General features: G+C 65.9%; 8 protein-coding genes. 1 reads left to right on the top strand and 7 read right to left on the bottom strand.

What is annotated here, in order from left to right; translation table 11 throughout:
- Positions 1-16 precede the first annotated feature (16 nt).
- The 7 genes from AC3WK8_RS04045 to AC3WK8_RS04015 all read right to left on the bottom strand — a co-directional run bounded on the left by AC3WK8_RS04045 (position 17) and on the right by AC3WK8_RS04015 (position 11,763).
- Entirely contained in the window at positions 17-1,039 is a 1,023-nt protein-coding gene (locus AC3WK8_RS04045) for an ABC transporter permease (protein ID WP_103324579.1), read from the bottom strand.
- The gene (locus AC3WK8_RS04040; protein ID WP_103324471.1) at positions 1,036-2,100 is read right to left on the bottom strand and encodes a microcin C ABC transporter permease YejB; all 1,065 of its coding nucleotides are present in this window, start codon (positions 2,098-2,100) and stop codon (positions 1,036-1,038) included. Before AC3WK8_RS04040 ends, AC3WK8_RS04045 begins: the two co-directional genes overlap by 4 nt.
- On the bottom strand, positions 2,087-3,940 hold the full coding sequence (locus AC3WK8_RS04035; protein WP_103324470.1) for an extracellular solute-binding protein: 1,854 nt from the start codon (positions 3,938-3,940) through the stop codon (positions 2,087-2,089). The genes AC3WK8_RS04040 and AC3WK8_RS04035 overlap by 14 nt, the downstream gene beginning before the upstream one ends.
- Positions 3,941-4,137: 197 nt before the next feature.
- On the bottom strand, positions 4,138-7,044 hold the full coding sequence (locus AC3WK8_RS04030; RefSeq protein WP_256592256.1) for a TonB-dependent receptor: 2,907 nt from the start codon (positions 7,042-7,044) through the stop codon (positions 4,138-4,140).
- Between the two features lie 214 nt (positions 7,045-7,258).
- Positions 7,259-10,195, bottom strand: coding sequence for a TonB-dependent receptor (locus AC3WK8_RS04025; RefSeq protein ID WP_085597911.1), 2,937 nt, complete (start codon positions 10,193-10,195; stop codon positions 7,259-7,261).
- A 93-nt stretch (positions 10,196-10,288) separates the two neighbouring features.
- Positions 10,289-11,254: a FecR domain-containing protein gene (locus tag AC3WK8_RS04020; protein ID WP_103324469.1), complete on the bottom strand. Its 966-nt coding sequence runs from the start codon at positions 11,252-11,254 to the stop codon at positions 10,289-10,291.
- Entirely contained in the window at positions 11,251-11,763 is a 513-nt protein-coding gene (locus AC3WK8_RS04015) for a sigma-70 family RNA polymerase sigma factor (RefSeq protein WP_022639416.1), read from the bottom strand. Before AC3WK8_RS04015 ends, AC3WK8_RS04020 begins: the two co-directional genes overlap by 4 nt.
- A 301-nt stretch (positions 11,764-12,064) precedes the next feature.
- Here AC3WK8_RS04015 and AC3WK8_RS04010 point away from each other — a divergent pair, with 301 nt between their 5' ends.
- The gene (locus AC3WK8_RS04010) at positions 12,065-13,783 is read left to right on the top strand and encodes a hydrogenase maturation protein (RefSeq protein ID WP_103324468.1); all 1,719 of its coding nucleotides are present in this window, start codon (positions 12,065-12,067) and stop codon (positions 13,781-13,783) included.
- The last annotated feature ends 11 nt before the right edge of the window (positions 13,784-13,794 follow it).

Below are 13,794 nucleotides of genomic sequence, written 5' to 3'. Positions count from 1 at the left end.
TTGGGTACTCGCAGTTTCAACTCTTGGGATCGAAGGCATCGCGGCAGCCTTCGCCGATGAACACCAGCAACGACAGGATCAGTGCCAGGACAAAGAACGCCGTCAGCCCCAGCCAGGGCGCTTGCAGGTTGCTCTTGCCCTGGGCCACCAACTCGCCCAGCGACGCGCTGCCAGCCGGCATGCCGAAGCCGAGGAAGTCCAGGGCCGACAAGGTGGCGATGGCCCCGGTGAGAATGAACGGCAGGTAGCTCAGGGTGGCGTTCATGGCATTGGGCAGGATGTGCCGGCCCATCACCTGCAGGTCATCCACCCCCAGCGCCCTGGCCGCCTTGACGTACTCCAGGCTGCGGCTGCGCAGGAACTCGGTGCGCACCACATCCACCAGGGCCAGCCAGGAGAACAACGCCATGATCCCCAGCAGCCACCAGAAGTTCGGCTCGACGAAACCGGACAGGATGATCAGCAGGTACAGCACCGGCAGCCCCGACCAGACCTCCAGCAAGCGTTGCCCCCAGAGATCGACCCAGCCGCCGTAGTAGCCCTGCAGGGCGCCGGCAACGATGCCGACCAGCGCACTGATGGCCGTCAGCGACAAGGCGAACAACAACGACACCCGCACCCCGAAGATCACCCGCGCCAGCACGTCCCGGGCCTGGTCGTCGGTACCCAGCCAGTTATCGCCACTGGGCGGGCTGGGGGCCGGCTGCGTCAGCTCGTAGTTGATGGTGTCGTAGCCGAAGGGAATCGGCGCGAACAACAACCAGCCGCCCTGCCCCTCGATCAACTGGCGAACCGCGGCGCTGCGGTAGTCCGGCTGGAACGGCAACTGGCCGCCCAAGTCCTGTTCGGTGTAGCGCTTGAAGGCCGGGAAATACCACTGCCCCTGGCACGCCACCAGCAACGGCTTGTCATTGGCGATCAGCTCGCCGCCCAGGCTCAGGGTGAACAGGCCGAGGAACAGCCACAACGACCACCAGCCACGCCGGTGCGACTTGAAACGTTGCCAGCGCCGCCGGCCAAGGGGAGACAGGGGCATCAGAGCTTCCTCGCCGCGAAATCGATGCGTGGGTCGATCAGGGTGTAGGCCAGGTCGCCCAGCAGTTTTATCAACAAGCCGAACAGGGTGAAGATGAACAACGAGCCGAACACCACCGGGTAATCCCGGGATACCGCCGCCTCGTAGCTCATGCGTCCCAGGCCATCGAGGGAGAAGATCACCTCGATCAGCAGCGAACCGCCGAAGAACACCGTGACCAGCGCCTGGGGCAGCCCCGCCACCACCAGCAGCATGGCGTTGCGAAACACATGGCCGTACAACACCTGGCGCTCGGTCAGGCCCTTGGCCCGCGCGGTGACCACGTACAGCCGCGAGATCTCGTTGAGGAAGCTGTTCTTGGTCAGCAGGGTCAGGGTGGCGAAACCGCCGACCACCAGCGCGCTGACCGGCAGCACCAGGTGCCAGAAATAGTCGGCGACCTTGCCCAGGGTGCTCAGTTGGTCGAAGTCGTCCGAGACCAGGCCGCGTACCGGGAACCAGTCCAGCAGGGTGCCGCCGGCGAACACCACGATCAGCAACAGGGCGAACAGGAATCCCGGCATGGCGTAGCCGACGATGATCGCCGCGCTGCTCCAGACATCGAAACCCGAGCCGTTGTGCACCGCCTTGCGAATCCCCAAGGGAATCGACACCAGGTAGGTGATCAGGGTCGCCCACAAGCCCAGGGACAAGGTCACCGGCAACTTGTCCAGGATCAGGTCGGTGACCGTGGCGCCACGGAAGAAACTCTTGCCGAAGTCCAGCCGGGCGTACTGCCCGAGCATCAGCCACAAGCGCTCGCTGGCGGGCTTGTCGAAGCCGTACTGGCGCTCGATGTCCGCCAGCAGCTTGGGGTCCAGGCCCCGGCTGGCCCGGGACTCGCCGGCCACGCTCTCCACATGCCCGCCGCCCACCGCGGCATTGGCGCCGATACCCTGCAAACGGGCGATGGCCTGCTCCACCGGTCCTCCGGGAGCGGCCTGGACGATGACGAAATTGACCAGCAGGATGCACAACAAGGTCGGCACGATCAGCAGCAGGCGCCGCAGGCTATAACCCAGCATGGACCACCTCCGCGCTGCGCTTGTGCATCTGGCCCTGGGTCAGCGCCGTCGGGCTGATCTCCCACCAGCTGTCCAGTCCGGCGTCATACAGCGGGGCGACCGCCGGGCGACCGAAGCGGTTCCACCACACCGTGGAGATGCCCGGAGGGTAATAGTTGGGAATCCAGTAGTAGCCCCACTGCAACACCCGGTCCAGGGCCCGGGCATGGGCCAGCATGCTGCTGCGGCTGTCGGCCCGGACCAGGCCTTCGAGCAAGGCATCCACCACCGGGCTCTTGAGCACCATGTAGTTGTTCGAACCCGGATCGTCGGCCCCCTCGGCGCCGTAGTAGTTGAACAGCTCGCGCCCCGGAGCCTGGGACACCGGGTAGCCGACGACGATCATGTCGTAGTCGCGGCTGCGCACCCGGTTGGTGTACTGCGCGCTGTCCACCTGGCGAATGTCGAAGCCGATGCCGATCTGCGCCAGGTTGCGCTTGAACGGCAACAGCAGGCGCTCGAAGCCCTTCTGGCCATTGAGGAAGGTGAACTGCAGCGGCTCGCCGGCGGCATTCACCAGACGATCGCCGCTGGGGGTCCAGCCGGCCTCGCGCAACAGTTGCAGCGCCTGCAACTGCTGGCCACGGACGATCCCGCTGCCATCGGTCCTGGGCGCCTCGAACACCTGGCTGAAGACCTCATCCGGGACCTGAGCGCGCCAGGGTTCGAGGATCTTGAGCTCCTCTGCCGAGGGCAGGCCCACCGCCGCCAGTTCGCTGTGGGAGAAGAAGCTGCGCTGGCGCAGGTACATGCCGCGCATCATCTGCCGGTTGCTCCACTCGAAGTCCCACAGCAAGGCGATGGCCTGGCGTACCCGGCGATCCTGGAACAGCGGCCGCTGCAGGTTGAAGACGAACCCCTGGGTGCCCTGGGCCGCGCCAGGGGCCAGGTGCTCGCGCTGCAGGCGGCCATCGTCCAGGGCGGCACCGGCATAACCGATGGTGTAGGCAGTGGCGGAGAACTCGCGGTTGTAGTCATAGCCGCCGGCCTTGAGGATCTGCCGCGCCACATCGGTATCGGAAAAGAACTCCAGGCGCAGGCGATCGAAGTTGTAGCGCCCGCGCGCCACCGGCAGGCGCTCGCCCCACCAGTCCTTGACCCGCTCGAAGGTCACGCTGCGCCCGGCATCCACCTTGGCCACTCGGTACGGGCCACTGCCCAGGGGCGGCTCGAAGCCACCGCCATCGGCAAAATTGCGTCCGCGCCACCAGTGTTCCGGCAGCACCGGCAACGACGCCAGGTCCAGGGGCAAGGTGCGGCTCTCGGCATTCTTGAACACAAAGCGCACCTGGCTCGGCGACTCCACCAGGACCTCGGCCACATCGGCGAACTGCTGGCGGTACTTGAGGCTGCCCTGGGTCATCAACAGTTCGAAGGTGAAGCGCACATCGCTGGCGCTGATCGGCCGGCCATCGGCGAAGCGCGCCGCCGGGTTCAGGTACAACCGCAGCCAGCGCCGGTCCGGGGCCAGCTCCAGGCCCTGGGCCACCAGGCCGTACACCGTGTAGGGCTCGTCCTGGGAGCGGTAGGCCAGGGGCGCGTAGACCCAGCCGTCGACCTCGGCCACCCCGGTGCCCTTGTCGATATAGGGCACCAGGTGGTCGAACGGCCCGCTCTCCAGGGAAGAACGGCGCAAGCTGCCGCCCTTGGGCGCGTGCGGATTGACGTAGTCGAAGTGACTGAAGCCGGCCGGATACTTCGGTGCCTCGCCGTACACCGTCAACGACGGTTGCACGGCGGCCGACACTGCCGGGCTCAGCAGCACCCACAGCCAGAGCAAGAAGATGGTTCGCAACGGCATTGCAACAAGCCCCTCTGGACAGTGCCCGGGGGCTCGCCGGCCTTGATGGCCCGCGTGCCAGGTTCCCGGTCACGGTTCTCGATGATCGCAACGCCCCGCTCCTGCCTGTGTTGTGCAACCAGGCCGGCATTTTTATAGAGCGGGGTCTAGATCCATTGGTTACTAAAAAGCCTTCGGACTGCCGTTATCGGCTCGTTTCAGAAGCTGTAGCTGAGCCGGATGTACAAGGTCCGCCCGAAGGGGTCCGAGTAACGCGGGTCGTAGCCGCTCTGGAAGGTGTAGGTCTGGTTGCTGAACGGCGGCTCGCGGTCCAGCAGGTTCTTCACCCCCAGGGTGACGGCCAGGGACTTGCGCCAGGTGTAGGTGCCCGCCAGGTCCCAGACGCTGTAGGCGCCAACGCTGTGGTGGGTGCTGGGGTCCGAGTCGTGATAGCCGCTGGTGTAGCGGTTGGTCAGGCTGGCGCCCAGCGGCCCCTGGTTCCAGGTCGCGGTCAGGCTGTGGCGCCAGCGCGCCACCGCACCGGCGGAGGAGAAATCACCGCCGCGAAAATCCCCCAGCTTGTCGATGAAGGCGCCCTTGAGCTCTTGCTGGTACTCGTAGCGGTTGACGTAGGTGCCTTGCAACGCCACGCCGAACTGGCCCCAGGCCAGGGCCGGCAGGCGGTAGTCGAAGTTGACGTCCACCCCTTCGGTCTTCAGCTTGCCCAGGTTGGACAGGCCGGTGACCACATGGTCGATGGAGCCATCGGCCTTGCGCACCAGGCGATCGGGATACAGGCCGGGGTTCTCGAACGGCGAGGACTCGGGGAACTCGGCGATCTGGTTGGCAATATCGATCCACCAGAAATCCAGCCCGGTGGTCAGGCGCTCGAACGGCTGGTAGACGAAACCCAGGGTCACGTTGCGCGCGGTCTCGGGCTTGAGGTTGCGGTTACCGCCAGAGCTGCGGTTGAACTGCTGGGCGCAGTCGCGGTTGGCGATCCCGCCATTGCTCGGATTGCCGCCGGCACACAGCACCGGATCGTTGTAGTTGGCGTTGGTGAAGGTGGTATAGCTCGGGTTGTACAACTCGTACAACGAAGGGGCGCGGAAACCTTCGCTATAGGCACCGCGAACCACCAGCTCGCGAAACGGCTGGAAGCGGAACGAATACTTGGGGTTGGTGGTGCTGCCGAAATCGCTGTACTTGTCATGGCGCACCGCCGCCGACAGCTCCAGGCTGTCGAGCACCGGTACGTTGAGCTCGGCGTACTGGGCCTGCACGCTGCGATCACCCGTCACGGCGCCATTGGGATCGACTCCCAGGTTCTGCAAGTCGCCGGCAAAGGCCGCGAAATCCTGATGGAAATCCTCCTTGCGGTACTCGCCCCCCAGGGCCAGGCCGGCCGGCCCCGCGCCGAACCAGTCGCCGATCTCGCGGCTGGCACGTCCGTCGATGGACTTGACCCGGCCCACAGCGGTGCCGTAGTCGCCGCTCACCCTGTTGGCCGCCAGCAAGGCCTCACCTGCGCTGGTCTGGGGCCCGAAGGGGTTGATCACTCCGTTGGCGATCCCCTGGCGCACCGCCTGATCGAGCACATAACCGCTGCGGATGGTGTTGGTCACCTTGTTCTGGTTGTAGGCCGCGCCCAGGTTGTAGTCCCAGCCGGCCACATTGCCGTCGAAGCTCAGCAGCAAGCGCTGGTTGCTGTTGTCGTCTTCATGCCGGCGGGCGCCGACCGGGGCTTCGCGCCAGTTCACCGATACCGGTTGCGAGGAGTCGAGGACAAAGTCGCTGGGCCCCGGGGTGATGCCATTGCCCGGGTAGAACGCGGTACCCGGGTTGACCTGGTTGCCCATCAGGGTGCCGGGGCCGATCTGGGTGCGGTTCTGGTTGCGCGCCCAGAAATACTCCAGGCTGACGTTATGTTCATCGCCAAGTTTGCCGGTGGCCTTGGCGAAGGCCGAGGTCTTCTCGGTTTCCGGCACCAGGTCCAGGTAACTCCACAGGCTCTGCCGGCAGATGCCATTGCGCGACAGCAACCCCGGGGCGTTGCAGCCGGAACCGGCCAGGGGGTTGGTGGCGTTGCTGCCCTGGCTCCAGTTGGCCGGGAAGGCCGTGCCCGAGGTGTAGTCCAGGCCGCGACCGGGCTGGTAGTTGTAGGTGTAGCCACGGTCCTTGGCCGCCAGGCGTTCCTGCTTGTCGTGGCTGACCACGCCAAAGACATTGAAGCGATCTTCCTCCAGGTCGCCGAACCCCCAGCTGCCGCTGAAGTTCTTGCTCTGGCCACCGCCCGAATGGGTCGGGGTGTCGTAGCTGGTGCTGACCTGGCCGGTGGTGAGGCTGGTCTTGGTGATGAAGTTGATCACTCCGCCGATGGCATCGGTGCCGTACAGCGCCGAGGCACCGTCACGCAGGACCTCGACCCGGTCGATGGCGGCGAAGGGAATGGTGTTCAGGTCCACCCCGGAACCGTTGCTGGAGCTGGTGGCGTTGTTGCTCAGGCGCCGGCCGTTGAGCAGCACCAGGGTCTTGTTCGGACCGATGCCACGCAGGTCGGCGAAGGCCGCTCCGCCGCTGCTGGAGCCCACCGAACGCCCGGAGCCCACCGAGGACTGGTTGGCGGAAATGCGGTTGATCAACTCCTCGGTGCTGGTCACGCCCTGCTCGCGCAGCTTCTCGACCCGCAGGATGGTGACCGGCACCGCGGTCTCGGCATCGACCCGGCGGATCGCCGAACCGGTGACTTCGACCCGCTGCAACTGGGTGGTGGGCTCGGCGAAGGTCGCCGGGGTCGGCGCCACGCTGGCGGCCGGGGTCGCTGCGGCGCTGATCACCACGCCCTGGGCGCCCTCCTCGTCCTTCAGGCCAGTGCCTTGCAACGCCAGGGCCAGGGCCTGGTTGTGGCTCAGCTGGCCCTTGATCGCCGGGGCCGAATGCCCGGCCACCAGCGCCTGGGAAAAAGAGATCGGCAGGCCGCTCTGGCGCGAGATGCTCAGCAGCGTCTGGTCCAGCGGACCAGCGGGCAGGTCGAACGACTCGCTGGCGGCCCAGGCCGGCACGACCTGCAGAGACAGCAGCAAGGCCAGGCTCAAGGGGGATTTACGGGGTACAGACAGACTCATGGATAACCATCCCTGCGTTAGGTTTATGCAGGGATGTGCAATGGCCAGCGGTTTTTTATAGGCCCGGTTTAGACCGTTGGGAGCTGACCTTATACCCGCCGGGATGTACCGCTCTTCCTATCGCTGAAGGTCCTGCGGACCTTGGCGCAGCCTCGCCAGCTCGGCAGCGACCGCCACTTGTGTAGTCGCCGCAGGCTGCGCAGGCCCACGGGATTCAACTGCCGAAGTGGTAGCTCAGGTCCAGCCACCATTGGCGCCCGTAGGCGTCGTAGTTGCCGGTGGGGTAATAGGGCCAGCCAGCGGAATCATCGTGCTTGTACTGGTTGAGCAGGTTATTGACGGTCAGGCCGAGGCTGGCGCGGTCGTTGATCTTGTAGCGGGCGCTGGCGTTGAACACCGTCCAGGGCGACAGCCGGCCATCGCCGTTGCCATTGGTGACGCTGCCGTAGCGGATCCCCATGAGGGTCGCGCTGTAGTGCGCATAGTCCCAGGTCAGGCTGGCGTTGGCCTTGCTGCGCCAGTCATGGTTGCTGCGGTCGGAGCGCAAATCCAGGCTCGCGGCCTGGTCGGACTCCTTGTAGTAATGCGAAAGCACCAGGGTGTAGCCCAGGGTCGAGCTGAATGCCCCGTAGTCGCCAGCGCCCCAGCGAATGTTGCTCTTGAGATCCAGGCCGCTGACCCGCTCGCTGGCGGCGTTGATGGCATTGACCCGCACCTGCTGCAGCTTGTTGGGGTCCACCGCGGCATTGCCGGGATTGCGCTGGACCCGCGCCAGCACCGCCTGGCAACTGGCCGAGTTGATGTCCTGGGCACCGCTGCGGCAGGCGTTCTCTTCCTGCAACAGGCGGTTCTGATCCACGCTCGTCAGCAAGTCGTCGATCTGCACCCGCCAGTAGTCGGCGGAAATATCGAAGTTGCGCGACGGCGACCAGACCAGGCCATAGGTCCAGGACTTGCCGCGCTCGGACTTGAGGTCGCTGGTGCCACTCTGCACGTAGTCCACCCGCCCGCGATCGCAGGCGCCCTCCACGCCCTTGCTGCAGCCGTAGTAGTCGATCTGGTCGGGGTAGTAGCCGTTGTTGTCGGCCTGGTAGATGTAGTTCAGGTCCGGCGCACGAAAGCTGGTGCCATAGCTGCCGCGTACCAGCAGGCTGGTCAGCGGGCGCCATTCCAGGCCCAGGTTGTAGGTCTTCTGCTGCTCGCTGCGATCGGCGAACTTGTACTGGTCCCAGCGTCCGGCCAGGGACGCCAGCACGCTATCGGTGACCGGCACGCTGAACTCGCCGCCCAAGGCGTAGCGCTTGCGCGAGCCACCGGACTCCTGCGCCGGTGCAGCACCGTAGAACAACCCCTCGTTGAGCCCCGAGTCGGGCTCGATGCGATACGACTGCTTGCCCATTTCCAACACCCCGGCGAAGCCCACCGGCCCGGCCGGCAAGTCGAACAGATCACCGTTGATCGAGGCGTTGTAGGTCTGCGAAACCGAGCGGCTGGTCTCGGTCTGGTTGCGACGGAACTGGCGCCACTCGTCGGGAGTCAGCGGCCGGTCCAGGCGCGCCGGGTCCGGAGCGAACACCGGGTGGCCATCCTGGGTACCCAACTGCGGCCCCAGGTAGAAATCGCGGATGGTCGACAACGGCCGGTAGCGGGTGCTGCGCACGCTGCGATATTCCGAGCGGTTGGCCGCCAGCTCATAGCTCCAGCCACTGTCGCCGAGTTGGTCGGACAGCCCCAGGGTGCCGGTCCAGGAGGTCTCGCGCCATTTGCTGTTGTTGCTGGTGCGCCCGCCGATCTCCTCTTCGGAGAAGCGCCGGAACCAGCGCTCCAGGTTGCCGGTGTTGGCGTTGATGAAATCCGGCGAGGTGAAGGTCGGGCCGCGGGTGTTGTTCTGGATATGGTCCAGGCCGTACATCAGGTCGGCGTACAACTGGCCGCTGTCGCTGAAGTGCCAGGTACCGCGGGTGTAGCCGTCGTAGTTTTCCTTCTGGGTCTGCAAGGTCCAGTAGTCGTTGTACATCTGGTCAGTGGTACAGCGCCCGCCGCTACCGCCCAGGTGATTGCCGAAGGTGCCCTGGTAGGCGCCACACCCGGGGCCCAGGTAGCGGCCGGTATCGAGATTGCGCCGGTAGCCGACGTCCACCGCCGGGCTGCTGTCCATGAACCCGCGATCGTCGGCCCAGATTGGTTCGCGCCGGGTCAGCTCCAGGCCGAACAGGCCATCGAAGTCGCCCCAGCTGCCGCCACCGCTCAATTGCAAGCGCTGGTTGTCGCCACCGCCACGCTCGCTGGTGCCACCGCGCAGGTTGAGGTCGATGCCGTCGATCTTCTTCTTGAGGATGATGTTGACCACCCCGGCGATGGCATCCGAGCCGTAGACCGCCGAGGCCCCGCTGCTGAGGATCTCGATGCGCTCGATGACCGCCGAAGGAATGTTGGCCAGGTTGGTGAAGTTGACCTGGCCGCCATAGGCGGTCGGATAGTCCGCCACTCGCCGGCCGTTGATCAGCACCAGCGTATGGTTGGGACCCAGGCCGCGCAGGTTGAGGGCACTGGCGGCTGGCTGCCAGGTGTTGCCGTAGTCCTCGCCCTGGGTCATGCCAGTGTTCTGGGTCTGGGTCGCCAGGGCGTCGTAGACATTGCGATAACCCCGGGCCTCCATCTCCTGCTGGGTGATCACGGTGACCGGAGTCGCACCGTCGGTCTGCGCCCGGGCGATGCGCGAGCCGGTGACCGTGACCTTCGATAGCCGTGGCTCGCTGGCACTGGCGGAGCTATCGGCGCGGACCGCGACCGGGGCAGGCTTGGCCGCTGCCGGGCGCAAGACCAGGCCCTGGTCGCTGGCCTCCACTTCCAGGCCGCTGCCTTGCAACGCCCGCTCCAGCGCCTGGCGAGTTTCCAGCGCGCCACGAATGGCCGGCCCCTGCTTGCCTTGCACCAGGTCCTGGCGAAAGGAGATCGGTACCCCGCTCTGGCGCGAGATATCCAGCAGCACCTGGTCCAGCGGCCCCTTGGTGATATCGAAGGAGAAGACTGCGGCCGCCGGTTCCTGGGCCAGAAGCGGTGCCGGGCAGCTGGCGATGCCCAGGACTACGGCCAACGACAATCGGCATAGATGCCGGAGCGGACGGTTGAAACAGTTCTGTGAAGACATCCCGAAGCCCTTCCCTGTTGAATGCAGTTGCAGGGAATGAGCAGCGGCAGGCGGTTTTTTATAGGCCGTGGGTTAGGCCAAGGGGCTATGAGCTTATAACCCGCCTTGGCGCGGCTCGATGCTGACCCAGTAGGGGCTGTGGTAACGCACCCGGATCGGCAGCGAGCGCTCCAGCAGTTGCAGGGTGCGATCACTTTCGTCCAGCGGATAGAGGCCGCTCAAGCGCAAGCCTGCGACCTCGGGATCGACCCGCAGGATGCCGCGTCGGTAACGGCGCAATTGCTCGACGATTTCCCCCAGCGGCCGATCGCGCGCCTCCAGCAAGCCCCGGGTCCAGGCGCTTTCATAGCCCTTGGCCGCCTCCAGGACCAACAAGCCCTGGCCGTCGAAACGCAGGCTCTGCCCCGCCGTCGCCACTTGCCGGGTGCCATTGGCCGTCAGCACCTCCACCTGGGAATGCAGCATTACCAATTGGGTCGAGGCTTCATCGCGACGCACCAGGAAACGGGTGCCCAGGGCACGCATGCGGCCATGCTCGGTCTGCACCACGAACGGTCGCGACGGATCCCTGGCCACGTCCACCTGCAATTCCCCACTGCACAGCTCCAGGTGGCGCTGGACCTGGTCGAAATGCGCCAGCACCCGGGTCTGGGCATCGAGCAGCAGCGCACTGCCGTCGTCGAGGGTCAGGATGCGACGCTCGCCCACGCCGGTGTACAGCGCGCCGGCGGGCGGCCACCAATCCAGCTGGCGCCCCAGCAGCCCCGTTGCCAACGCCGCGCCCAGCAGCCCCAGGCTGCTGCCGATGAAGCGCCGCCGACTCGAGGGGGCATTGAGGCTGTGCAGCAGGCTGTCGCGGCTCAGCTGGCGCAGGGCATTGTGTTGCAGGGCCGCGAACCCGCCGCCCATCAGGCCGATGACCTGCTCATGCTCAGGGTCGGCGCTGCGCCAGGCGGCGAACGCCTCGGCTTGCACCGCGCTCATCTGGCCCGACTGCAACAGGGCCATCCACTGGGCGGCCTCGTCCACCACCGCCGGGTCGATCCGCGAGCGGCTCATGTTTCCACCAATGCCAGGTAGCAACGCTTGAACGCCTCGGCCATGTACTGCTGCACCCGGCTGGTGGACACCTCCAGCAAGGCGCCGATCTGGGCATAGGTCAGGCCGTCCAGTTGGTGATAGAGGAAGGCCGCCTTGGCCTTGGCCGACAGGCCATCGAGCAGACGGTCAACCGCCAGCAGCGCCTCGATCAGCAAAGCCCGTTCTTCGGGCGACGGGTGCACCGGCGCAGGCGCCAGCGCCAGGCTTTCCAGGTAGGCACGCTCCAGGTCCTGACGGCGCCAGCCTTCGTAGACCAGGCGCCGGGCGATGGTGGTCAACAACGCCCGTGGTTCACGAATGGCGCTCGGATCGGGCAACGCCAGGACCCGCACGAAGGTTTCCGAGGCGATGTCCTGGGCGCTGTGGTGACAGCCCAGGGCCCGGGCGACGGAAGCGCACAACCATTGGTAGTCCTTTTTGAACATCTGCCCGATCAGCGGGTAATGAGGGTTCGGATTCGTACCCATGCCTTGCTCCCTCGGCAGGCGCTCGAGCGCCTGGCACACCGATGATTGCGCCGGGCCAGTCCCGGTCCCGGATTGAGGCAGCGACTGTGCAACAGCGTCGATCCTGTTTTGAAGTAATTAAAAATTCTCTTTCACTAACTAAAAAACATAAGCCATCCAGCGGCCTCTGCACCCTGGGTGCCGCTTGATTGATCTCGGTCAGCAGGTGATTGCCTGTGCCCCCCTACTCTTGCGCCTCCATCACGGCCACGGACGGCTCATCGGGAGCCGCCAGCCCCATCACTCAAGGAAGAGTCTTGTCATGCGATCACTGAAGATCATCCTGCTGTCCACCGCTTTCAATGGCCTCACTCAACGCGCCTGGCTCGACTTGCGCCAGGCCGGGCATCGTCCCAGCGTCGTGTTGTTCACCAGCGAAGAGGAAGTCTGCCGGCAGGTCGAGGACGCCGGCGCCGACCTGGTGATCTGCCCCTTCCTCAAGGACCGGGTGCCACAACAGCTGTGGAGCAACCCCAAGCGGCCGGTGGTGATCATCCACCCGGGCATCGTCGGCGATCGGGGTGCCAGCGCCCTGGACTGGGCCATCAGCAAGGAACTCAAGCGCTGGGGCGTCACTGCCCTGCAGGCGGTGGAAGAAATGGACGCCGGGCCGATCTGGGCCACCCACGAATTCAACCTGCCGGCCGGGATGCGCAAGTCCGAGCTGTACAACGGTCCGGTCAGCGATGCGGCGATCCACTGCATCCGCGATGTGGTGGAAAAGTTCCGCAACGGCTACACCCCCGAACCACTGGACTACGACAAGCCCTCGGTGCTCGGCCGCCTGCAACCGAACATGAAGCAGGCGGACCGCACCTTCAGCTGGCATGACTGCGCCCGGTTCATCAAGCGCAGCATCGATGCCGCCGATGGCCAGCCCGGAGTCCTGGCCAGCCTCGCCGGCGGCCAGTACTACGTGTACGACGCGCACCTGGACCCGCGCACCGGTACCCCGGGAGAACTGCTGGCGGTACACGACGACGCGATACTGGTGGCCTGCGGCGACAGCAGCCTGTGGATCGGCTCCCTGCGGCTCAAGCCCCAGCCCGGCGAAGAGACCTTCAAGCGTCCGGCGCGCCATGTGCTCGGCGAACGCCTGGCCGCAGTGCCGGTACTGGACTGGTCGGTGGCCAGCACGCCGTTCAGCGCCGAGGCCTACCAGCCGATCCGTTATCGCGAATCCGGCAAGGTCGGCGAGCTGACCTTCGAGTTCTACAACGGCGCCATGAGCACCGAGCAATGCCAGCGCCTGGTCAGCGCCCTGCAATGGGCCAAGGCCCGCGACACCCAGGTGTTGCTGGTGCGCGGCGGCCGTGGCGCATTCTGCAATGGCGTGCACCTGAACGTGATCCAGGCGGCAGATGAACCGGGCCTGGAGGCCTGGGCCAATATCCAGGCCATCGACGATGTCTGCCGCGAGCTGCTCACCGCCCGCCAGCTGGTGGTCAGCGGCCTGACCGGCAATGCCGGCGCCGGCGGGCTGATGCTGGCCCTGGCCGCCGATGTGGTCCTGGCCCGGGCCGATACCGTGTACAACCCGCATTACAAGAGCATGGGCCTGTTCGGTTCCGAATACTGGACCTACAGCCTGCCCCGCGCCGTGGGCCAGCCCCTGGCCCGCCAGTTGACCGAGGCCTGCCTGCCCATCAGCGCCCTCCAGGCCCTGCAGATGGGCATGGTCCAGGAAGTGGGTCCACGGGATCCCGAAGAGTTCGGCCTGTGGCTGCTGCAACGGGCCAACGCCGTGCCCAGCGACCCGCGCTACCAGCACCTGCGCCAGCGCAAGCTCGACGCCGACCCGCAGTTGATGCAGCACTGCCGCAATGCCGAGCTGGAAGAAATGCACATGGACATGGTGCTGAACCGCAAGGGCTTCGCCGAGAAATGCCGCAACTTCGTGTACAAGCGCAAGACCTGCTGCACCCCCGAGCGCCTGATCGAAAGCTGGGCCAAGCCCCAGGACATCGCCCTGGTGGGTTGAACCGCGTTCCC

The organism is Pseudomonas sp. FW507-12TSA, from assembly GCF_058781435.1.
This window is presented reverse-complemented; position numbering and strand designations above follow the sequence as displayed.